At 73.5% G+C, this 21,340-nt stretch carries 17 protein-coding genes; 15 read left to right on the top strand and 2 right to left on the bottom strand.

All coding sequences use genetic code 11. The features are described 5' to 3' along the window. Window positions 1-25: 25 nt before the first annotated feature. The 10 genes from ABD343_RS34240 (at window position 26) to ABD343_RS34195 (ending at window position 14,755) form a co-directional block, all read left to right on the top strand. A complete protein-coding gene (locus ABD343_RS34240; protein WP_344533981.1) occupies window positions 26-2,410 on the top strand; it encodes a phosphoketolase family protein in 2,385 nt (794 codons plus the stop codon). Then, window positions 2,407-2,982: an HAD family hydrolase gene (locus ABD343_RS34235; protein ID WP_344533980.1), complete on the top strand. Its 576-nt coding sequence runs from the start codon at window positions 2,407-2,409 to the stop codon at window positions 2,980-2,982. The genes ABD343_RS34240 and ABD343_RS34235 overlap by 4 nt, the downstream gene beginning before the upstream one ends. Before the next feature lie 95 nt (window positions 2,983-3,077). Further along, window positions 3,078-4,034: a LysR family transcriptional regulator gene (locus ABD343_RS34230; RefSeq protein ID WP_344533978.1), complete on the top strand. Its 957-nt coding sequence runs from the start codon at window positions 3,078-3,080 to the stop codon at window positions 4,032-4,034. A gap of 134 nt (window positions 4,035-4,168) precedes the next feature. After that, window positions 4,169-5,566, top strand: coding sequence for a carbohydrate-binding protein (locus ABD343_RS34225; protein ID WP_344533976.1), 1,398 nt, complete (start codon window positions 4,169-4,171; stop codon window positions 5,564-5,566). A 134-nt stretch (window positions 5,567-5,700) separates the two neighbouring features. Continuing rightward, window positions 5,701-6,879: an acyl-CoA dehydrogenase family protein gene (locus tag ABD343_RS34220; RefSeq protein ID WP_344533974.1), complete on the top strand. Its 1,179-nt coding sequence runs from the start codon at window positions 5,701-5,703 to the stop codon at window positions 6,877-6,879. Between the two features lie 162 nt (window positions 6,880-7,041). Beyond that, the gene (locus ABD343_RS34215) at window positions 7,042-9,387 is read left to right on the top strand and encodes a serine/threonine-protein kinase (protein WP_344533972.1); all 2,346 of its coding nucleotides are present in this window, start codon (window positions 7,042-7,044) and stop codon (window positions 9,385-9,387) included. 122 nt (window positions 9,388-9,509) lie between these two features. After that, window positions 9,510-10,613: an NAD(P)H-dependent flavin oxidoreductase gene (locus ABD343_RS34210; RefSeq protein WP_344533971.1), complete on the top strand. Its 1,104-nt coding sequence runs from the start codon at window positions 9,510-9,512 to the stop codon at window positions 10,611-10,613. 225 nt (window positions 10,614-10,838) lie between these two features. Further along, on the top strand, window positions 10,839-12,389 hold the full coding sequence (locus ABD343_RS34205) for an acyl-CoA synthetase (RefSeq protein WP_344533970.1): 1,551 nt from the start codon (window positions 10,839-10,841) through the stop codon (window positions 12,387-12,389). Window positions 12,390-12,552: 163 nt separating this feature from the next. After that, the gene (locus ABD343_RS34200) at window positions 12,553-14,028 is read left to right on the top strand and encodes an amino acid permease (RefSeq protein WP_344533969.1); all 1,476 of its coding nucleotides are present in this window, start codon (window positions 12,553-12,555) and stop codon (window positions 14,026-14,028) included. A gap of 10 nt (window positions 14,029-14,038) precedes the next feature. After that, a complete protein-coding gene (locus ABD343_RS34195) occupies window positions 14,039-14,755 on the top strand; it encodes an alpha/beta fold hydrolase (RefSeq protein WP_344533968.1) in 717 nt (238 codons plus the stop codon). A gap of 41 nt (window positions 14,756-14,796) precedes the next feature. Here ABD343_RS34195 and ABD343_RS34190 read toward each other — a convergent pair whose 3' ends face one another. Then, on the bottom strand, window positions 14,797-14,949 hold the full coding sequence (locus ABD343_RS34190) for a hypothetical protein (RefSeq protein ID WP_344533967.1): 153 nt from the start codon (window positions 14,947-14,949) through the stop codon (window positions 14,797-14,799). Between the two features lie 38 nt (window positions 14,950-14,987). Next, complete coding sequence (locus tag ABD343_RS34185) at window positions 14,988-16,619, bottom strand: acyl-CoA synthetase (protein WP_344533965.1); 1,632 nt, start codon at window positions 16,617-16,619, stop codon at window positions 14,988-14,990. 159 nt (window positions 16,620-16,778) lie between these two features. Between ABD343_RS34185 and ABD343_RS34180 the strand changes: the two genes are divergently transcribed. From ABD343_RS34180 to ABD343_RS34160, 5 genes are all read left to right on the top strand, one after another. After that, complete coding sequence (locus ABD343_RS34180) at window positions 16,779-17,579, top strand: crotonase/enoyl-CoA hydratase family protein (RefSeq protein ID WP_344533963.1); 801 nt, start codon at window positions 16,779-16,781, stop codon at window positions 17,577-17,579. A 55-nt stretch (window positions 17,580-17,634) separates the two neighbouring features. Further along, window positions 17,635-18,597 carry a Zn-ribbon domain-containing OB-fold protein gene (locus ABD343_RS34175; RefSeq protein WP_344533961.1) on the top strand — a complete coding sequence of 321 codons (963 nt, stop codon included), beginning with the start codon at window positions 17,635-17,637 and terminating at the stop codon, window positions 18,595-18,597. Further along, the gene (locus tag ABD343_RS34170; protein ID WP_344533959.1) at window positions 18,594-19,658 is read left to right on the top strand and encodes a thiolase domain-containing protein; all 1,065 of its coding nucleotides are present in this window, start codon (window positions 18,594-18,596) and stop codon (window positions 19,656-19,658) included. Before ABD343_RS34175 ends, ABD343_RS34170 begins: the two co-directional genes overlap by 4 nt. Further along, on the top strand, window positions 19,655-20,845 hold the full coding sequence (locus ABD343_RS34165) for a thiolase domain-containing protein (protein WP_344533958.1): 1,191 nt from the start codon (window positions 19,655-19,657) through the stop codon (window positions 20,843-20,845). Before ABD343_RS34170 ends, ABD343_RS34165 begins: the two co-directional genes overlap by 4 nt. Window positions 20,846-20,985: 140 nt before the next feature. After that, on the top strand, window positions 20,986-21,207 hold the full coding sequence (locus tag ABD343_RS34160; protein ID WP_344533956.1) for a DUF397 domain-containing protein: 222 nt from the start codon (window positions 20,986-20,988) through the stop codon (window positions 21,205-21,207). Window positions 21,208-21,340 lie beyond the last annotated feature (133 nt).

The raw sequence follows: 21,340 nt of genomic DNA, 5'->3' as shown, positions 1-21,340 counted from the left end.
CGCCGTGAGAGCGGGAGGAGACGCCGTGCACGAGACGCCCGCAGCCACCGAGGAGGACCCGCGTGCGGTCGATCCGCGCGCGCTGGACGCGCACTGGCGCGCGGCGAACTACCTCGCCGCCGGGCAGCTCTATCTCCTCGCCAACCCGCTGCTCGCCGAGCCGCTGCGCCCCGAGCACATCAAGCCCCGCCTGCTCGGCCACTGGGGCTCCGTGCCGGGGCTGAACCTGGTCCACACCCACCTCGACCGGGTCATCCGCGCCCGCGCGCTGCGGGCGCTGTGCGTGTGGGGCCCGGGGCACGGGGCGCCCGCCGTCTTCGCCAACTCCTGGCTGGAGGGGACGTACAGCGAGACGTACCCGGACGTGAGCCGGGACGCGGCCGGGATGGAGCGGCTCTTCCGGCAGTTCTCGTACCCCGGCGGGGTGCCCAGCCACGCCGCCCCCGACCTGCCCGGCTCGATCCACGAGGGCGGCGAGCTGGGGTACTCGCTGGCGCACGCCTACGGGGCCGCGCTGGACAACCCCGAGCTGCTCGTGGCCTGCGTCGTCGGCGACGGCGAGGCCGAGACCGGGCCGCTCGCCACCTCCTGGCACTCCACGAAGTTCCTCGACCCGGTGCACGACGGCGCGGTCCTGCCGATCCTCCACCTCAACGGCTACAAGATCGCCAACCCCACCGTCCTCGCCCGCCTCCCCGAGGCCGAACTCGACGCGCTGCTGCGCGGATACGGCCACGAGCCGCTGCACGTGACGGGGAGCGAGCCCGGCGAGGTCCACCGGGAGATGGCGCGGGCCATGGACACCGCGCTGGACCGGATCGCCGCCATCCAGCACGCGGCCCGCGAGGAGGGCCGCACGGAGCGCCCGGCGTGGCCCATGATCGTGCTGCGGACGCCCAAGGGCTGGACGGGCCCCGCCGAGGTCGACGGGGTGCCCGTCGAGGACACCTGGCGCGCGCACCAGATCCCGCTGGACGGCGTGCGCGACGACCCGGCGCGGCTGCGGCAGTTGGAGGAGTGGCTGCGCTCGTACCGCCCCGAGGAGCTGTTCGACGCGGACGGCGCGCCCCGGGACGAGGTCCTGGCCTGCGTCCCGGACGGGGACCTGCGCCTCGGCGCGAGCCCGTACGCCAACGGCGGGCTGCTCACCCGGGAGCTGCCGCTGCGCGGCCCCGAGGCGTTCGCGGTCCCCGTCGAGAAGCCGGGTGCGGCGCGGCACGAGCCGACGCGGGTGCTGGGCGGGATGCTGGAACAGCTCATGCGGGACACCGCGGAGCGGCGGGACTTCCGTCTCGTCGGCGCCGACGAGACGGCCTCCAACCGCCTCCAGGACGTCTACCGCGCCACCGGCAAGGCGTGGCAGGCGGCGGAGCTGCCCACGGACGAGCACCTCAGCCGCGACGGGCGGGTGATGGAGATCCTCTCCGAGCACGTCTGCCAGGGCTGGCTGGAGGGGTACACGCTCACGGGCAGGCACGGGCTGTTCTCCTCGTACGAGGCGTTCGCGCACCTCGTCGACTCGATGGTCAACCAGCACATCAAGTGGCTGAAGATCTCCCGCACCCTGCCCTGGCGCCGTCCCGTCCCCTCGCTCAACTACCTGCTGACCTCGCACGTGTGGCGCCAGGACCACAACGGCTTCTCCCACCAGGACCCCGGCTTCATCGACCACGTGCTGAACAAGAGCCCCGAGGTCGTCCGCGTCTATTTGCCCCCGGACGCCAACACCCTGCTCTCGGTGGCCGACCACGCCCTGCGCAGCCGGGACTACGTGAACGTGATCGTGGCGGGCAAGCAGCCCGGCTTCGACTGGCTGTCCATGGACGAGGCCGTGGCGCACTGCGCGCGCGGCGCGGGCATCTGGGAGTGGGCCGGCAACGGCGACCCCGGCGCCGAGCCGGACGTGGTGCTGGCGGCGGCCGGTGACGTGCCGACCGAGGAGACGCTGGCCGCGGCCTCGCTGCTGCGGGAACGCCTGCCGGACCTCGCGGTCCGCGTCGTCAACGTCGTGGACATGACGCGGCTGATGCCGCACGAGGACCATCCGCACGGCATGCCGGACGCCGAGTTCGACGCGCTGTTCACCCGCGACAAGCCGGTGATCTTCGCGTACCACGGCTACCCCTGGCTCCTGCACCGGCTCGCCTACCGCCGCGCCGTCCACCCGCACCTGCACGTGCGCGGCTACAAGGAGTCGGGCACCACGACGACCCCGTTCGACATGGTCGTGCGCAACGACCTGGACCGCTTCCGGCTGGTGATGGACGTCATCGACCGCGTCCCGGGCCTCGGGGTACGCGCCGCGCCCGTACGGCAGGCCATGGCCGATGCCCGTACCCGCCACCACGACTGGATCCGCGAGCACGGCACCGACATGCCGGAGGTCGCGGAGTGGACCTGGGCGTCATGAGCGGGCTGGAGGGCTTACGGGCGGTCGTGCTCGGGACGGAGGGCGTGCTGACCGGGCCCGCCGCGGACGGCGCCCGCGCGCCGGGGGCCGGGGTGCCGCCCGGCGCCTGGTGGCTGCTGCGCGCGCTGGAGGGCGCGGGGATCTCCCGCGCGGCCGTCGCGCGCGGTCCCGGCGCCCGCGAACTCCTGGGCCGTGCCGGGCTGGCGGAGCTGCTGGACGCCGTCGTCGACGACGAGGACGTCGCGCGGCTCGGCCCGGCGCCCACGGGCGGGCCGGACGCGCGCCCGTACCAGGAGGCGGCGGCGCGGCTGGGCGTGGTCCCCGGCGACGCGGCGGTGATCGAGTCCACCCCGGAGGGGGTGGCGGCCGGGCGCGCGGGCGGCTTCGGGCTGGTCGTCGGCGTCAGCGGCGTCAGCGGCGTCGGCGGCGCCCCGGCTGTCCAGGGCGGCGGCGACGGTTTCGCTCGCGGCGCGGGCGGCACCGGGGTGACCGGCGCGCTGCGCGCGCACGGGGCCCGCCTCGTCGTCGGCGACCTGTCCGAACTCCTCGCGCCCCGGGCCCAGGAGGGCTGACGCCGCGGGCGGGGGACGGGCGTTCACTGCCTACTGGCAGGTCACGGGCCGCACGAACCTTGCGGGACCGGGGGGCCAGGCCCAAGCTGTGGCGCATGGATCTGGAGCTGCGGCATCTGAAGGTCATCTGGGCCATCGCGGAAGCGGGCAGCCTCACCCGTGCGGCGACCGGCCTGGGCCTTGCCCAGCCCGCGCTCAGCGCGCAGTTGAAGAGGCTGGAGAGGTCACTCGGGGGTGAGCTGTTCGTCCGGGGACAGCACGGCGTACGGCCCACGCCCCTGGGCGAACTGGTGCTGGACCGGGCCCGGGTCCTCGTGCCCGCGGTGACCGAGCTCCAGGAGGAGGCCCGCAGGTTCAGCCAGGAGCGCGCCGCCAGCACCCGGTTACCGCGCTTCCGGCTGGGCGGCACCCACGGGCCGCTGCTCGGCGGACTGGTGGACCGGCTGGCGACCGAGCACCCCGAGGCGCCCGTCACCACCTACACCACCTGGTCGAACAGCGAACTGGCCGCGCTGCTGATCGAGGGCCGTATCGACTACGCGCTCACCGGCGTCTGCGGTGAGAGCCAGCCGCCCTGCTCGGGGCGGCTGGTGTGGCGCGAGGTCGCCGTCGACCCGGTCTTCCTGATGCTGCGCGAGGACCACCCGTACGCGGCCCGGGAGGAGGTCGCGCTCGGCGACCTCGCGGACGAGCGCTGGGCGAACGTGCCCGGGGACGGCTGCTTCGCCGAGTGCTTCGCCGCCGCCTGCGCCCGCGTCGGCTTCACCCCGGACGCCGTCTACGAGACGGACACCGCCTCCTGCGTGCACCTGGTGCAGGTGGGGCGCGCGGTGGGGCTGTGCCGGGCGACGTTCCCGCCCACGCCGGGCATCGAGACCCGGCCCATCGCCGGATCCCCGCTGATGTGGCGGCACGTCCTCGGCTGGTACCCAGACTCGCCCGCGGCCGAGGCGGGCACCTCCGCCCTCGACCACGCGCGCGCGGCGCACGAGCAGGCCGCGGCGGCGAGCCCCGCGTACGCGCGCTGGCGCCGCGCCCACCCGCGCGCGTGAGGACGAGATGGATGGCAGGGACATGTGTTGACAGGGGGCCATAACACGGGAGGAGGGGGCAAGTTGAGAGGTCCAGACCTATAGCGGGCGCCGCTACGGTTTCGCCAACCCCCGACGAAGCCAGGGAGACCCCCATGGTCACTTCCGTGAAGCGTGCGATGCGCCGCAGACGCACCGCCACGGCCGCGGCGGCGGCGACCCTCGCCGCAGGCGCACTCGTGGTCGCCGGGCTCACCGGCCCGGCCTCCGCCGGGCCCGGCTCTCCGGACCGCTCCTCCGACCGTTCCCCCGCGGCGGAGAATCTCTCACCCGGCCTCATCAAGGCCATGAGCAAGGACCTCGGCCTCACCGAGGACGAGGCGCGGACCCGCCTCGGCAACGAGGCGGAGGCCGCCGAGACCGCCGCCAAGCTCCGCAAGGCCCTCGGCGCCGGCTACGCCGGTGCCCGCCTCAGCGGAGACACCGCCGAGACGCTCACCGTCTCCACCACCGACTCCTCCGAGACCGCCCGGATCACCGAGGCGGGCGCGACTCCCCGCGTGGTCGACCACAGCCTGGCCGACCTGAACGGCGTCAAGAAGGCGCTGGACCGCACGGCCGAGAAGGCCGACCCCAAGGACGTCTCCGTCTGGTACGTCGACGTGAAGGACAACCGCGTCGTCGTGGAGGCCGCGCGCGACGCCGCCGCGCACGCCTTCGCCGACCGCGCCGGACTGGACCGTTCCGACGTGGCCGTACGCCACTCCACCGCGAAGCCCCGCCCGTTCTACGACGTCCGGGGCGGAGACGCCTACTACATCGGCAGCTCCAGCCGCTGTTCGGTCGGCTTCTCCGTGACGCGCGGCGGCAGCCAGGGCGGCTTCGTGACCGCCGGCCACTGCGGCAGGGTCGGCGCCACGACCACGGGCTTCAACCGCCAGCCGCAGGGCACCTTCCAGGGCTCCACCTTCCCCGGCTACGACTACGCGTGGGTCGCGGTCAACAGCCAATGGACGCCCACCCCGAAGGTCAACGGCTACGGCCAGGGCGACGTGACGGTCGCCGGCTCCACGGAGCAGGTCGAGGGCGCCTCCGTGTGCCGCTCGGGCTCGACGACCGGCTGGCACTGCGGCCGCATCCAGCAGCGCAACACCAGCGTCACCTACCCCGAGGGCACCATCAACGGCGTGACGCGGACGAGCGTCTGCGCCGAGCCCGGCGACTCCGGCGGCTCGTACATCACCGGCAGCCAGGCGCAGGGCGTGACCTCGGGCGGCTCCGGGAACTGCTCGTCCGGCGGCACGACGTTCTTCTTCCCCGTCAACCCGATCCTCCAGGCGTACGGGCTGACGCTCACCACGGAGGGCGGCGGTCCCACGGACCCGCCGACCGATCCGCCCACCGACCCGCCGAGCACCTGGTCGACGGGGAAGAGCTACAAGATCGGCGACACGGTGCAGCACGGCGGGGCCTCGTACCGCTGCATCCAGGCCCACACCTCGCAGCAGGGCTGGGAGCCGCCGAACGTGCCCGCGCTGTGGGAACGTTCGTGACCTGAACCGCATCACCCCTCCGTCACCGGCCATTCCCATGTGATGGAACACGTTCTACCGTGAGCGCCGCCGCCCGGTGCCCTGTCACCACCGGGCGGCGGCATGGCCGTGTGCGGCAGAGACGGAGGGACGACGTGTACCTCGACTACACCGAAGACCAGCGGCGGCTCCGCGCCGAACTGCGCGCGTACTTCGCGGACCTCGTCCCCGAGGACGCGCACGCGCGCTACTCCGAGCCCGCGGCGCAGAAGCGCTTCTACCGCGAGACCGTGCGCCGCCTCGGCGCCGACGGCTGGCTCGGCGTCGGCTGGCCCACCGAGTACGGCGGGCGGGGCATGTCGGCCATGGAGCAGTTCGTCTTCTTCGACGAGGCGGCCCAGGCGGGCGTCCCGCTCCCGCTGATGGCGCTCAACACCGTGGGCCCCACGATCATGCAGTTCGGCACCGAGGAGCAGAAGGCGTACTTCCTGCCCCGGATCCTCTCCGGCGAACTCGACTTCGCCATCGGCTACAGCGAGCCCGAGGCGGGCACCGATCTCGCGTCGCTGCGAACGCGGGCCGTTCGCGACGGCGACGACTACGTCGTGAACGGACAGAAGATCTGGACCACCAACGGCGACACCGCCGACTGGGTCTGGCTCGCCGTCCGCACCGACCCGGAGGCCGAGCCGCACAAGGGCATCACCCTCCTGCTCGTACCGACGAGCGATCCCGGCTACTCCTGCACCGTGATCAACACCCTCGCCTCGCACGACACCACGGCCAGCTACTACGAGGACATCCGCGTCCCCGTCACCCGCCGGGTCGGCGAGGAGAACAAGGGCTGGCGCCTGATCACCACTCAGCTCAACCACGAACGCGTCACCCTCGCCGCGCACGGCACCATGGCGATCCGCGCCCTGCACGACGTACGGCGCTGGGCCGCCGCCACCAAGCTCTCCGACGGCCGTCGCGTCCTCGACCTCGGCTGGGTCCGCACCCTGCTGGCCCGTACGCACAGGCGCCTGGACGCGATGAAGCTCCTCAACTGGCAGATGGTCGACGCCCTCGACAAGGGCACGCTCACCCCGCAGGACGCCTCGGCGGCGAAGGTGTACGGCAGCGAGGCCCGCCGCGACGCGTACGCCTGGCTCATGGAGGCCGTCGGCGCGGCGGGCCCCCTCACGGAGGGCTCGGCGGGCTCCGTCCTCCGCGGCGACCTCGAACGCGGCTACCGCAGCGCGGTCATCTTCACCTTCGGCGGCGGCAACAACGAGATCCAGCGCGAGATCATCTCCTGGATCGGCCTGGGGATGCCGCGCGTCCGACGGTGAGGCCGGGTGCGGCGGGCGGGAGCGCGCGTAGGCCCTCGGTGCTCTCGCGCGCCCCCCTGGTGAGAGACGGACGGGGCACCGCGGGGCATACCCACGTCCGGACGAGGCAGCCATACTGGGCAGACAGGGGAGGGACCGGAGCTACGGGGGGCGACACACGCCATGGCGGACAGCACCCTGATCCAGGGCCGTTACAGGCTGCTCGACCTCATCGGGCGCGGGGGGATGGGAGAGGTGTGGCGCGCCCGCGACGAGTCGCTGGGGAGGCGCGTCGCGGTCAAATGCCTGAAGCCGCAGAACGCGCAGGGCGACGGCTCGGTGATGCGGGTGCTGCGCGAGCGGTTCCGCCGAGAGGCGCGGGTCGCCGCCGCGCTCCAGCACCGGGGCGTGACCGTCGTGCACGACTTCGGCGAGCACGAGGGGCTGCTCTTCCTCGTGATGGAGCTGCTGGAGGGCCGCAACCTCAGCCAGGCGCTGGAGGACAACAAGCAGCACCCGCTGCCCGTTCCCGAGGTCGTCGACATCGCGGAGCAGGTCGCCGCGGCGCTCGCGTACACCCATGACCAGGGCATCGTGCACCGCGACCTGAAGCCCGCCAACGTCGTGCGGACAGCCGACGGCACCGTCAAGATCTGCGACTTCGGCATCGCCCGCCTCGGCCACGACATCGGCTTCACCTCCAAGCTCACCGGCACCGGCATCGCCATGGGCACGCCGCACTACATGTCGCCCGAGCAGATCGCGGGCACCGCGGTGGACCACCGCAGCGACCTGTACTCGCTGGGCTGTGTGCTGTACGAGCTGGCGACGGGCGTGCCGCCCTTCGACCACGGGGACGCCTGGGCGGTGCTCGTCGGCCACCGCGACACCCCGCCCGAGCCCCCGCGCGCCCACCGCCCCGAGCTGCCGGGGCCGTTGGAGCGGGCGATCCTCCAGTTGCTGGAGAAGGATCCGGACGCGCGTCCGTACAGCGCCGCCGAGCTGGGCGGCGAGCTGGCGGAGGCGCGCGGCGCCGTGCCGGGCGCCGTCCCCGGCGCGGGCCCGGGGGCCGGACCGCCGCCCGGCGGGATGTACGCGAGCGCGCCGCCGCGCCTCGCGCCGTGGCCCTCGCCCCGGCTCACGCCGCCCGTGCCGCCCGCCGTGCCGGGCGAACTGCCCTCCTGGTCGCGGGGGATCAGCGGCGGCTCGCGGGCCAGCGGATCCTGGGCCGTCGGCACGGTCACCCCGCCCGGCGCCCTGGACACCCCGCCGGAGCTGACCGGCCGCTGGACCCCGGCGACGGGCGCGGGGGCGCACGGCGACGGGCCCCCGCGACCCGCGGAGTCCGCCACGCCCGCGGAGTCCGCCACGCCCGCGGAGGCGCGGCGCTCGACCCCGCCGCCCGAACTCGTGGCCGTCCTCACCAGCAGACACAACGCGGGCCTCAGCCTCGCGCGGCTCGGCCGCTGGGAGGAGGCCCGCGAGGTGCACCTCGCGGTCGCCGAGGAGCGCGCCCGTACCCTCGGCCCCGACCACGCCGACGCGCTGGCCAGCCGTTACGAGCTGGGTTTCACCCTCAGCCGCCTGGGCCGCCACGCCGAGGCCCTGACCGCGTACGAGCGGGTGGCGGCGGGCCGCGCCGCCGGGCTCGGCCCGGAGCACCCCGACACCCTCGCGGCCCGGCAGGAGTCGGCGTACGTACTGGGCCAGCTCGGGCGGCACACCGAGGCCCACCGGGCGTACGCCGAGGTGCTCGAAGCGCGCGAGCGGACCATGGGCGCCGACCACCCGGACACCCTGCGCTGCCGCCACAACCTCGCGTTCAACCTCAGCAGGCTCGGCCGGCTGGAGGAGTCGTACCGGATGGCCGACGAGGTCGCCGTCGCCCGCGCCCGCGTGCTCGGCCCGGACGACCCGGACACGCTCGTCACGCGCTACGAGGTGGCGTACGCGCTGGGGCGGCTGGACCGCTGGGACGAGGCGCTCACGGCGTACCGGGAGGTCGCCGCCGCCCGCTCCCGCGTCCTCGGCCCCGACCACCCCGACACGCTGGCCGCGCGGTACGAGACGGGCATCTGCCTGGGCAGGCTCGGCCGCTGGGACGAGGCCCTCGACCTCTACCGCGAGCTGACCGCCGCGCGGACGCGCGCCCAGGGGCCCGCCGACCCCGAGACGCTGCGCGCCCGGCACGGCCTGGGCGTCAACCTGGGGCGGCTCGGGCGCTGGCCCGAGGCGCTGACGGAGGCCCGCGAGGTCTGCTCCGTACGGGAACGCGTGCTGGGCCCCGACCACCCCGACACCCTGGTCAGCCGCCGCGAGATCGCCGTGGGCCTCGGCTGGCTGGGCCGCTGGTCCGAGGCGCTGGAGGTCTACCGGCACGTGGCCGCCGTGCGGGAGCGCGTGCTGGGCCCCGACCATCCGGACACCCTCGCCAGCAGGAACGACGAGGCGCACTGCCTGGAGCAGCTCGGGCGCTCGGGAGAGGCGGCGGAGGTCTACCGGGAGGTCGCGGCGTCCCGGCGGGGCTGAGGGCGTCCCGGCGGGGGCTGAGGGTGTCCTGGTGGCGCTGAGGCGTCCCGGCCCAGCAAAAATCTGACGCGTCATCAGAAAGTGTCTTCCCTCCGCCGCCCCGCTGCGGCATCCTGCGCCCCATGCAGACGGAGCTGAGCAGGCAACTGGGCATCGAGCACGCCGTCTTCGGCTTCACGCCGTTCCCCGCCGTGGCCGCCGCGCTCACCCGCGCCGGGGGCTTCGGCGTGCTCGGCGCGGTGCGCTACACGTCCCCCGACGAGCTGAAGCGCGACCTCGACTGGATGGAGGCGCACACCGACGGACTGCCGTACGGGCTCGACGTCGTCATGCCCGCCAAGAAGGTCGAGGGCGTCACCGAGGCCGACGTCGAGGCGATGATCCCCGAGGCCCACCGCGAGTACGCCCGCGACACCCTCGCCAAGCACGGCGTTCCCGAGATGCCCGAGGGGGAGGAGGGCGGCTGGCGCATCACCGGCTGGATGGAGAACGTCGCCCGCACGCAGCTCGACGTCGCCTTCGACTACCCCATCAAGCTGCTGGCCAACGCGCTCGGCTCACCGCCCCCCGACGTCGTCGCCCGCGCCCACGACCTGGGCATCCCCGTCGCCGCGCTCGCCGGGAGCGCCCGGCACGCGCAGCGGCACAAGGAGGCCGGGATCGACATCGTGGTCGCCCAGGGCTACGAGGCCGGCGGCCACACCGGGGAGATCGCCACGATGGTGCTCACCCCCGAGGTCGTACGGGCCGTCGATCCGCTGCCCGTGCTCGCCGCGGGCGGCATCGGGAGCGGCGAACAGCTCGCCGCGGCCCTCGCGCTGGGCGCCCAGGGCGGCTGGCTCGGCTCCGTCTGGCTCACCACCCGCGAGGCGGAGATGCACTCGCGTGCGTTGACCCGGAAGCTGCTGGCTGCCGGGTCAGGGGACACGGTGCGCTCGCGTGCGCTCACGGGGAAGCCCGCGCGGCAGCTCCGTACGGAGTGGACGGACGCCTGGGACGACCCCGAGGGCCCCGGCACGCTGCCGATGCCGCTCCAGGGCCTGCTGGTCGCCGAGGCCAACTCCCGCATCCAGCGCTGGGAGGTCGAGCCCCTCCTGGGCACGCCGGTTGGCCAGATCGTCGGCGCGATGAACTCCGAACGGGCCGTGCAAGAGGTCTTCGACGACTTGACCAGGGGTTTCGAGCGGGCCGTTGCGCGGCTGCGCGGCGTTGCCGGGGGCGGCTGAGGGCTCGGGGGTGCGCGAGCGTTGCCGGGTGCGGCTGCGCCGTGGCCGGTCGCGCAGTTCCCCGCGCCCCTTCGGGGCGCAGCCCCTGCTTCTCCGCGCTGTGCTTGGGAGGTCTGCGCGGAGGAGCAGGGCTGGCAAGCGCAGCCCCCTGCTCCGGGCACGGCAGCACCAGGGGCCCGCGCCTTGGGGCGTGGCAAGGCACACCCATTCGCGAGAGGAGACACCATGGCGGAGCAACCCAACGGGTTCTGGGCGCAGGCCCAGGCGGACCCGGACCGGATCGTCCTGATCGCGCCGGACGGCGAGGAATGGAGCGCCGCCCAGCTTCACGGGGCCTGCAATCAACTCGTCGGCGGACTCCGCGAAGCGGGCCTGCGCGAGGGCGACGCGTTCGCGGTCGTGCTGCCCAACGGGCCCGAGTTCCTGACGGCCTATCTGGCCGCCTCCCAGGCCGGGTTCTACATGGTGCCGGTCAACCACCACCTCGTCGCGCCCGAGATCGCCTGGATCGTGGCCGACTCCGGCGCCAAGGTCCTCCTCGCGCACGAGCGGTACGCGGACGCGGCCCGGGACGCCGCCGACGAGGCGGGGCTGCCCGGCGAGCGGCGGTACGCGGTGGGGGACGCCGACGGCTTCCGGCCGTACGAGGACCTGCTGCGCGGCCAGTCCGAGGCGCCGCCCGAGGGGCGTACGAGCGGCTGGGTCATGAACTACACCTCGGGGACGACGGGCCGCCCGCGCGGCATCCGGCGCCCGCTGTCCGGCAAGCGGCCCGAGGAGACGTACCTCGGCGGCTTCCTGGCGATCTTCGGCATCCGGCCCTTCGACGGCAACGTCCACCTCGTGTGCTCGCCGCTCTACCACACGGCCGTCCTCCAGTTCGCGGGCGCGGCCCTGCACATCGGGCACCGGCTGGTGGTGATGGACAAGTGGCTGCCGGAGGAGATGCTGCGGCTCATCGACACGTACGGGTGCACGCACACGCACATGGTGCCGACCCAGTTCCACCGGCTCCTCGCGCTCCCGGAGGAGACCAGGGGCGCGTACGACGTCTCCTCCATGCGGCACGCCATCCACGGGGCCGCGCCCTGCCCCGACCATGTGAAACGAGCCATGATCGACTGGTGGGGCGGCTGCGTCGAGGAGTACTACGCGGCGAGCGAGGGCGGCGGCGCCTTCGCGACGGCCGAGGACTGGCTGAAGAAGCCCGGCACCGTCGGCAGGCCGTGGCCCATCAGCGAGCTGGCCGTCTTCGACGACGACGGCAACAGGCTGCCGCCGGGCGAGCTGGGGACCGTCTACATGAAGATGAGCACCGGCGGCTTCGCGTACCACAAGGACGAGGGCAAGACCCGGGCCGGACGCATCGGGGACTTCTTCACGGTCGGCGACCTCGGCTACCTCGACGAGGACGGCTATCTCTTCCTCCGGGACCGCAAGATCGACATGATCATCTCCGGCGGCGTGAACATCTACCCCGCCGAGATCGAGTCCGCGCTGCTCACCCATCCGGCCGTGGCCGACGCCGCCGCATTCGGGGTGCCGCACGACGACTGGGGCGAGGAGGTCAAGGCCGTCGTCGAGGCCGCGCCGGGACACGAGGCCGGGCCCGCGCTGGCCGAGGAGATCCTGGCCCACTGCGAGCGGGACCTCGCCCGGTACAAGTGCCCGAGGTCCGTCGACTTCGTGCCCGAGATGCCCCGCGACCCCAACGGCAAGCTCTACAAGCGCCGACTGCGCGAACCGTACTGGAAGGGGCGTGAACGCACACTCTGACCCCCGCTGAGCTGCGCCGACCGCGCCTCCGGCAGGAACTTTGCGCAACGTAGACCTGCGGACACTTCTCACATGCACACAGCCCCGCCATGATGATCGACTGGTAGTTGTCAGACCAGCAACAACACCGGCATCAACTGCAACAACGGCAGGAAGAGGAACCATGGCCGGGCTGTGGAGCGGGAGCGGCGTGCTGCGCCGCAAACCGATCGAACACATCGAGGAAGCCGAGGGCGGTGCGGGCGAACAGCTCTCCCGTTCCCTCGGTCTGAGGCATCTGACCGCCATCGGCGTCGGCGGCATCATCGGCGCGGGTGTCTTCACCCTGGCGGGGACCGTCGCCAACGGCAAGGCGGGACCCGCGGTCCTGATCTCGTTCCTCATCGCGGGCCTCGCCAGCGCCTGCGCCGCGCTCTCCTACGCGGAGTTCGCCGGTCTCATCCCGAAGGCGGGCTCCGCCTACACGTACGGTTACGCCGTGCTCGGCGAGATCGGCGGCTGGTTCATCGGCTGGGACCTGCTGCTGGAGTACACGGCCATCGTGGCGGTGGTCGCGATCGGCATCTCCGGCTACTTCTCCTTCCTCATGGAGGAGATGAACGTCGAGCTGCCGAAGGCGATCCTGGGAGCGCCCGGAACGGGCGGCGGCCACAAGGTGGACCTCTTCGCCATGGTGCTGTGCCTGCTGATCGCCTTCGCCCTCACCCGGGGCGTCAAGAGCGCGGCCCGCTTCGAGCTGATCGTGGTGGTCATCAAGGTCGCCATCGTCCTGCTCGTCATCGGCGTCGGCGTCTTCCACATCCGGACCGGCAACTACGAGCCGTTCTTCCCCTTCGGCGTCTCCGGGGCCTTCACGGGAGCGGCGACCGTCTTCTTCGCCGTCTTCGGCTACGACGCGATGAGCACGGCGGCCGAGGAGTCCCAGGACGCCCAGAAGCACATGCCGAAGGCGATCATCTACTCCCTGGTGATCTCGATGGTGCTCTACGTGCTGTGCTGCCTGGTCCTCACCGGCATGCAGGACTACAAGGACATCGACCCGGAGAGCGGCTTCTCCACCGCGTTCAAGGCGGCCGGGCTCAGCGGCGTCGCGGACATCATCGCGGTCGGCGCGATCGTCGGCATCCTCACGGTGATGTTCACCTTCATGATGGGCGTCACCCGCGTCTGGTTCGCCATGAGCCGCGACGGGCTGCTGCCCAAGTGGTTCGCCAAGACCCACCCCGTACGGAAGGTGCCCACCCGGGTCACCTGGATCGTCGGCGTCGGCTCCGCGCTGATCGCGGGCTTCCTCCCGATCGAGGAGGCGGCCGAGATGACCAACATCGGCATCCTGCTCGCCTTCGTCGTCGTCTGCGTCGCCGTCATCGTGCTGCGCTACCGCCAGCCCGACCTGCCCCGCAAGTTCCGCTGCCCCGGGATGCCGGTGGTGCCGATACTGGGCGTGGTCTTCTCCATCTGGCTGACGACGTACCTCACCTGGGAGACCTGGATGCGGTTCGGCGTCTGGTTCCTGATCGGGCTCGTCGTCTACTTCGGGTACTCGTACCGCCGCTCGGAGATGGCCAAGCAGGGCGCCGTCCCGGAGCGCTCAGCCGAGAGCGAAGACGCCCCCGGAAAGGACGCTCCCGGGGAGTAACGTCCCCCGCATGAGCGGAAACGCAAGCGGAACCAGCGGAACCAAGACCGTCCGCACGGACGGCGGGCGGCTCGTCTACCGCGCCTGGGGCGCGGAGGCGGGCCGCCCCGTCGTGCTGCTGCACGCGCTCGGCGAGGACGGTGAGGACTGGCGCGGCCCGCTGATCTCCCAGCTCGCCGCCGACCACCCGATCTACGCCCTCGATCTGCGCGGCCACGGCGACAGCGACTGGCCGGGCGACTACGCGATGGCGCGCTTCCGCGAGGACCTGCTGGCCTTCCTCGACGCGCTCGCCATAGACCGCGCCATCCTCATCGGGCACTCCTTCGGCTCGTTCGTCGCCTACCTCTTCGCGCAGGACCACGGCGACCGCGTGGAGCGGCTCGTCCTGGAGGAGACCGGCGCGATGCTCCCGCCCGCCGAGCCGCGCCCCCTGCCCGAACGGCCGCCGGGCGAGCCCCGGTTCGACTGGGAGGTCGTCGTGCAGTGGTGCGCGCAGCGCAACGCGCCCGACCCCGCCTGGTGGGACCGTCTCCCGGAGATCACGGCCCCCACCCTGCTCATCGGCGGCGGCGAGACCAGCCACCTCCCGCAGGAGGACCTGGTCACCATGGCCGAACGCCTCTCGCACGCCCGCCTCGTCACGATCGACGGCGGCGGCCACCTCGTCCACGAGGACCGCCCGAAGGAGTTCGCGGCGGCGGTGGTGTCGTTCCTGGCGGAGTAGCCGCGCGCGGCACGCGCCGCGGGCGGGCGGCGGGGCGTCGGTCACCTGGGAGCGCGCGGGCGCGCCGTGGTGAGGGGCTCGAAGTCGGCCGTGGCCAGTGCGTACGGCCGGTGGCCGCCCTCGGCGGAGAGCCGCACCTGCACGTCCCGCACGGCACGCCTCAGCGCTCGGGGGTAGTCCTGCACGCCGGGCATACGGGGACCCTAGCGGGCCCCCGTGCGCGGGTGAGGGCTCAGGTCTTCTCCGCCGCCGAGGCGGCGATCTCGCGGGCCCAGCGGTAGTCCGCCTTGCCGCTGGGGGAGCGTTGGATGCGGTCGGTGACGACGACCGTGCGGGGGACCTTGTATCCGGCGAGGCGCGTGCGGCAGTGGTCGCGGACCGCGTCCTCGGTCAGCGGCGCGGCGCCGGACCTCGGCTGGACGACGGCCGCGACGCTGCTGCCCCAGCGCGCGTGGGGGACGCCCGCGACGAGCGCGTCGTAGACGTCCGGGTGGGCCTTCAGGGCCTCCTCGACCTCCTCCGGGTAGACCTTCTCGCCGCCCGTGTTGATGCACTGCGAGCCCCGGCCGAGGACGGTGACGACGCCGTCCTCGTCGACCGTCGCCATGTCGCCGAGCAGCACCCAGCGGGCGCCGTCGGCCTCGAAGAAGGTCTCGGCGGTCTTGGCCGGGTCGTTGTAATAGCCCAGCGGGACGTGGCCGCGCAGCGCGACGCGGCCGATCCCGCCGGGCGCGACGGGACGGTTCGTGGCCGGATCGACCACGGCCGTACCGGCGTTGACCGTGATGCGGAAGCCCTTCCCCGGGCCGGAGTCGGCGGTCGCGGTGCCGTTGAAGCCGGACTCGGAGGAGCCGAAGCTGTTGATCAGGGTGGTGTGCGGCGCCAGCTCGGTGAACTGCGCGCGCACCGTCTCCGAGAGGACCGCGCCGGAGCTGGAGACCGCCAGTAACGAGGAGCAGTCGGTGCCCTTCAGCGGTCCGGCCAGCGCGTCGATCAGGGGGCGCAGCATCGCGTCGCCGACCAGCGACACCGCCGTCACCTTCTCCCGCTCGACGGTGCGCAGCACCTCCTCCGGCGCGAACTTCCGGTGGATGACGACCTTCTGCCCGTAGTTGAGCCCGATGAAGAGCGTGAGCGTGGCCGTGCCGTGCATCAGCGGGGGAGTGGGGAAGAAGACCAGGCCCTCGCCCCCGGCGGCGACCCGTTCCGCCAGCTCCTCCGGGCGGGAGACGGGCTCGCCGGTGGGCGCGCCGCCGCCGAGCCCGGAGAAGAACAGGTCCTCGGCACGCCACATGACGCCCTTCGGCATCCCGGTCGTACCGCCCGTGTAGATCACGAACAGGTCGTCGGCCGAGCGCGGCCCGAAGCCGCGCAGCGGCGAGCCCGCCGCCTCCGCCTCGGCGAACGGCACGGGCGCGAGGTCCGGCTCCGGCGCCCCCTCGGGCGGCGTCCCGACCCGGACGAGGTGGCGCAGCTTCTCCGTGCGGGGCAGCGCCCGCGCGACCCGCTCGGTGAACTCCGCGTCGAAGACGAGCCCGACGAGGTCGGCGTCCCGGTAGAGGTACGTCAACTCGTCCGCGACGTAGCGGTAGTTGACGTTGACCGGAACCGCGCGGATCTTCAGGCAGGCCAGCAGCGTCTGCACGTACTCGACGCCGTTGTAGAGGTGCAGGCCCACGTGGTCGCCGGGCGCGATGCCGCTGTCCGCCAGGTGGTGGGCGAGGCGGTTGGCGGCGCGGTCCAGCTCCGCGTAGCCGAGGCGGCGTTCGGCACCGGTGCCGGGGTGGTCCACGTACACCAGCGCCTCGCGCGCGGGAACGGTGTCGGCGATCGACTCGAAGAGGTCGGCAAGGTTGTACTCCACGGCACTCCTCCACAACCGGCGGTGGCGGTCATCAGAGCACCGGGGGCCGGAGGTGGGAAGGGTCCCGGCAGAAGAAATCTGACTCCCTGTCAGAAAACTCTTGCGGTCGCCGTGCCGCTACTGCAACCTGTTCCAGGTCTGGAGACAGGAGGCCCCGCCATGGGCGGCACGGAGCATCTGACCCTGGAACGCGAGGGCGCGACCCTCGTCCTCACCCTCAACCGTCCCGAGGCCAAGAACGCCCTGTCCCTGCCGATGCTCGTCGGCCTCTACGACGGCTGGCTGGAGGCCGACGCGGACGACACCGTCCGCTCGGTCGTGCTGACCGGCGCGGGCGGCGCGTTCTGCGCGGGCATGGACCTCAAGGCCCTCGCGGGCGACGGCATGGCCGGCGAGAGGTACCGCGAACGGCTGCGCGAGGACCCCGGCCTGCACTGGAAGGCGATGCTCCGGCACCACCGCCCCCGCAAGCCGGTCATCGCCGCCGTCGAGGGCCACTGCGTGGCGGGCGGCACGGAGATCCTCCAGGGCACCGACATCCGCGTCGCGGGCGAGAGCGCGGTCTTCGGGCTGTACGAGGTGCGGCGCGGGCTCTTCCCCATCGGCGGCTCCACGGTCCGCCTCCCGCGCCAGATCCCCCGCACCCACGCCCTGGAGATGCTGCTCACCGGCCGCCCCTACCCCGCCGAGGAGGCCGCCCGGATCGGCCTCGTCGGCCATGTCGTCCCGGACGGCACCGCGCTGGAGGCGGCCCTGGAGATCGCCGGACGCGTCAACGCCTGCGGCCCCCTCGCCGTCGAGGCGGTGAAGGCGTCCGTCTACGAGACGGCCGGAATGCCGGAACCCGAAGCCCTCGCCGCCGAACTCGAAAGAGGCTGGCCGATCTTCGACACGGCGGACGCGAAGGAGGGCGCCCGCGCCTTCAAGGAGAAGCGCACCCCCGAGTTCCGGCGGTCGTGAGGCGGACCGGCCGGACGGACCGCCCGCACCGGCGCCGCGAAAGGAGACCGCAACCATGAACGCGCCCCCCGCCCCCGACGTGCTGCGCGCGCCGCTCGTCGTCGAGTTCCCCTTCACCCGCTCGCTCGGCCCCACCCAGACCGCGTTCCTCACCGGACTCCGCGAACGCACCGTCCTCGGTGCCCGCACCGGCGACGGCCGCGTCCTCGTGCCGCCGCCCGAGTACGACCCGGGGACCGGCGACGACATCCGGGACCTCGCCGAGGTCGCCCCCACCGGCACCGTCACCACCTGGGCCTGGAACGAACGCCCGCGCAGGGGCCAGCCCCTCGACCGCCCGTTCGCCTGGGCCCTCGTCCGGCTCGACGGCGCCGACAGCGCGCTCCTGCACGCCCTCGACGCCGACGGGCCGTACCAGGTCCGCACCGGCATGCGCGTCCGGATCCGCTGGGCGGAGGAGCGGACGGGCGCGATCACGGACATCGCCTGCTTCGAGCCGTACGACGGGCCTCCCGGCACGGGCGAACCCCGCACGCACAGCGGCGCGTTCGACGACCCCGTCACCGGCATCACCGTCCCCGCCCGCCTCGACTACACGTACACACCGGGACGCGCCCAGACCCGCTATCTGCGTGCCCTCGCCGAGCGCCGCACCCTGGGCGAGCGCTGCCCGGAGTGCCGCCAGGTGTACGTACCGCCGCGCGGCGCCTGCCCCACCTGCGGCGTCGCCACGTCCGAGCAGGTCGAGGTCGGCCCGAAGGGCACCGTCACCACGTTCTGCGTGGTCAACATCAAAGCGAAGAACCTCGACATCGAGGTCCCCTACGTCTACGCCCACATCGCCCTCGACGGCGCCGGGCTCGCGCTGCACGGGCGGATCGCCGGGATCCCCTACGACCAGGTGCGCATGGGCCTGCGCGTCGAGCCCGTCTGGACCGGCGACGGCCGCTACCCCGACCACTACCGCCCCACCGGCGAACCCGACGCCGACTACGACACGTACAAGGAGCTGCTGTGACGCCGCCACGGGAAGTCGCCGTCGTCGCCTTCGCGCAGAGCGACCACGTACGCGCCGCCGAGGAGCTGTCCGAGCTGGAGCTGCTGCTGCCCGTGCTGCGCGAGGTGCTGGAGCGGACCGGGCTCACGACGGACCGGATCGGGTTCACCTGCTCCGGCTCCTCGGACTATCTCGCGGGCCGCGCCTTCTCGTTCACCATGGCCCTCGACGGCGTCGGCGCCTGGCCGCCGATCTCCGAGTCGCACGTCGAGATGGACGGCGCCTGGGCGCTCTACGAGGCGTGGGTCAAGCTGCTGACCGGCGAGGCCGACACCGCGCTCGTCTACGCGTTCGGCAAGTCCTCGCCCGGCGACCTGCCCGAGGTTCTCACCCGCCAGCTCGACCCGTACTACGTGGCGCCCCTGTGGCCCGACTCCGTCTCCCTCGCCGCGCTCCAGGCCCAGGCCCTCGTGGACGCGGGCCACACCGACGAGCGGGCGCTCGCCGGGATCGCCGCCCGCAGCCGCACGGACGCCGCCGGCAATCCGCACGCCCAGCTCCGCGCCCCCGCGCCGATGGGCGACCACGTCGTACGGCCGCTGCGGCGCGGCGACTGCCCGCCCGTCAGCGACGGGGCCGCGGCCGTCGTCCTCGCCGCCGGGGACACCGCGCGGGCGCTGTGCGAGCGGCCCGCCTGGATCCGCGGCATGGACCACCGCGTCGAGACCCACTCGCTGGGCCTGCGCGACCTCACCGACTCCCCGTCCACCCGGCTCGCCGCCGAGCGCGCCGGGCTGTTCGACCCGGAGGCCCCGCCCGTCGAACTGGCCGAGCTGCACGCGCCGTTCACCTCGCAGGAGGTCGTGCTGCGCAAGGCCCTGCGCCTCGCCGACGACGTCCGCGTCAACCCCTCCGGCGGGCCCCTCGCCGCGAACCCCGTGATGGCCGCGGGCCTCGTCCGTATCGGCGAGGCCGCCTCACGGGTGACGGGCGGCGAGGCGCGCCGCGCCGTCGCCCACGCCACCTCGGGCCCCTGCCTCCAGCAGAACCTGGTGGCCGTCCTGGAAGGGGAGTCGTCATGAGCGCCGTCATGAGCGCCGGCACGAGCAAGGAGCCCGTGGCCGTCGTGGGGATCGGCCAGACCAAGCACGTCGCGGCGCGGCGGGACGTCTCCCTCGCCGGGCTCGTCCGCGAGGCCGCCCGCCGCGCGCTGGAGGACGCCGAGCTGACCTGGGCCGACGTCGACGCCGTCGTCATCGGCAAGGCGCCCGACTTCTTCGAGGGCGTGATGATGCCCGAGCTGTACCTCGCGGACGCGCTCGGGGCCGTCGGCAAGCCGCTGCTGCGCGTGCACACGGCGGGCTCCGTGGGCGGCTCGACCGCGCTGGTCGCCGCCAACCTCGTCGCCGCACGCGTGCACGGCACGGTCCTCACCGTCGCGTTCGAGAAGCAGTCCGAGTCCAACGCGATGTGGGGCCTGTCCCTGCCCGTGCCGTTCACCCAGCCACTCCTCGCGGGCGCCGGCGGCTTCTTCGCGCCGCACGTGCGCGCGTACATGCGGCGTACGGGCGCGCCCGACACCGTCGGCTCCCTCGTCGCCTACAAGGACCGGCTCAACGCGCTGAAGAACCCCTACGCCCACCTGCACGAGGAGGACCTGACCCTGGAGAAGGTCCGCGCCTCGCCCATGCTGTGGGACCCGATCCGCTACTCCGAGACCTGCCCCTCCTCCGACGGTGCCTGCGCGATGGTGCTGACGGGACGGGAGGGTGCGGCGCGCGCGCCCGCGCCGCCCGCCTGGGTGCACGGGGGAGCGATGCGCAGCGAGCCGACGCTGTTCGCGGGCAAGGACGCGGTCTCCCCGCGCGCGGGCCGCGACTGCGCCGCCGACGTCTACGGGCAGGCCGGGATCGGCGACCCGCGCCGGGAGATCGACGCCGTAGAGATGTACGTCCCGTTCTCCTGGTACGAGCCGATGTGGCTGGAGAACCTGGGCTTCGCGGAGGAGGGCGAGGGCTGGAAGCTGACCGAGTCCGGCGCGACCGCGCTCGACGGCGACCTGCCCGTCAATCCCTCGGGCGGCGTGCTGTCCACCAACCCCATCGGCGCCTCCGGCATGCTGCGCTTCGCGGAGGCGGCGCTCCAGGTACGGGGCCGCGCGGGCGACCACCAGGTCCCCGGCGCCCGCAAGGCCCTCGGCCACGCCTACGGCGGCGGCTCGCAGTTCTTCGCGATGTGGCTGGTCGGCGCGGCACCTCCCGCCTCATGAGCACCCGGTGCGCGCCCGGCCGTCACAGGGTGCGGCCGGCGGCCGGAAGTTCGGTTCTGCTTCCCGCGCACGCGGCCTGTCCGCGCGCCCGTCCCGTGGTTAGGGTGGCGCCGGGACGACGCACTGGGAGGAGTACGGGCGTGGCCAACAGCACCACCACCGGGCAGCCGGACCTCGATCTGAGCCAGGCGCAGTGGCAGTCGAGCAGCCGGGGCACGGGCGACGTCGAGATCGCCTTTGTCGAGGGCTTCATCGCGCTGCGGCACGGCCGTCAGCCCGACGGCCCCGCGCTGATCTTCAACCCCAGGGAATGGCGCGCGTTCGTCCGGGGCGCCCGCGAAGGGGAGTTCGACCTCACCTGAGGCCCATCGCCTGGGGCCTTTCGCCGAGGTCCTTTCGTCGAGGGGCTCCGCCGGGGCCTTCCGAGGGGGCGCCGGAGTACGGCTCCGGGTACGCCCAGGCGCGCGGCGGGCCCGTCGGCCCGCCCTCGCGCAC

It is taken from the genome of Streptomyces albiaxialis (assembly GCF_039530985.1).
GTDB classification, from domain to species: domain Bacteria; phylum Actinomycetota; class Actinomycetes; order Streptomycetales; family Streptomycetaceae; genus Streptomyces; species Streptomyces albiaxialis.
The sequence above is the reverse complement of the archived record's forward strand: the minus strand, read 5'-3'. Positions and strand labels throughout refer to the sequence as shown.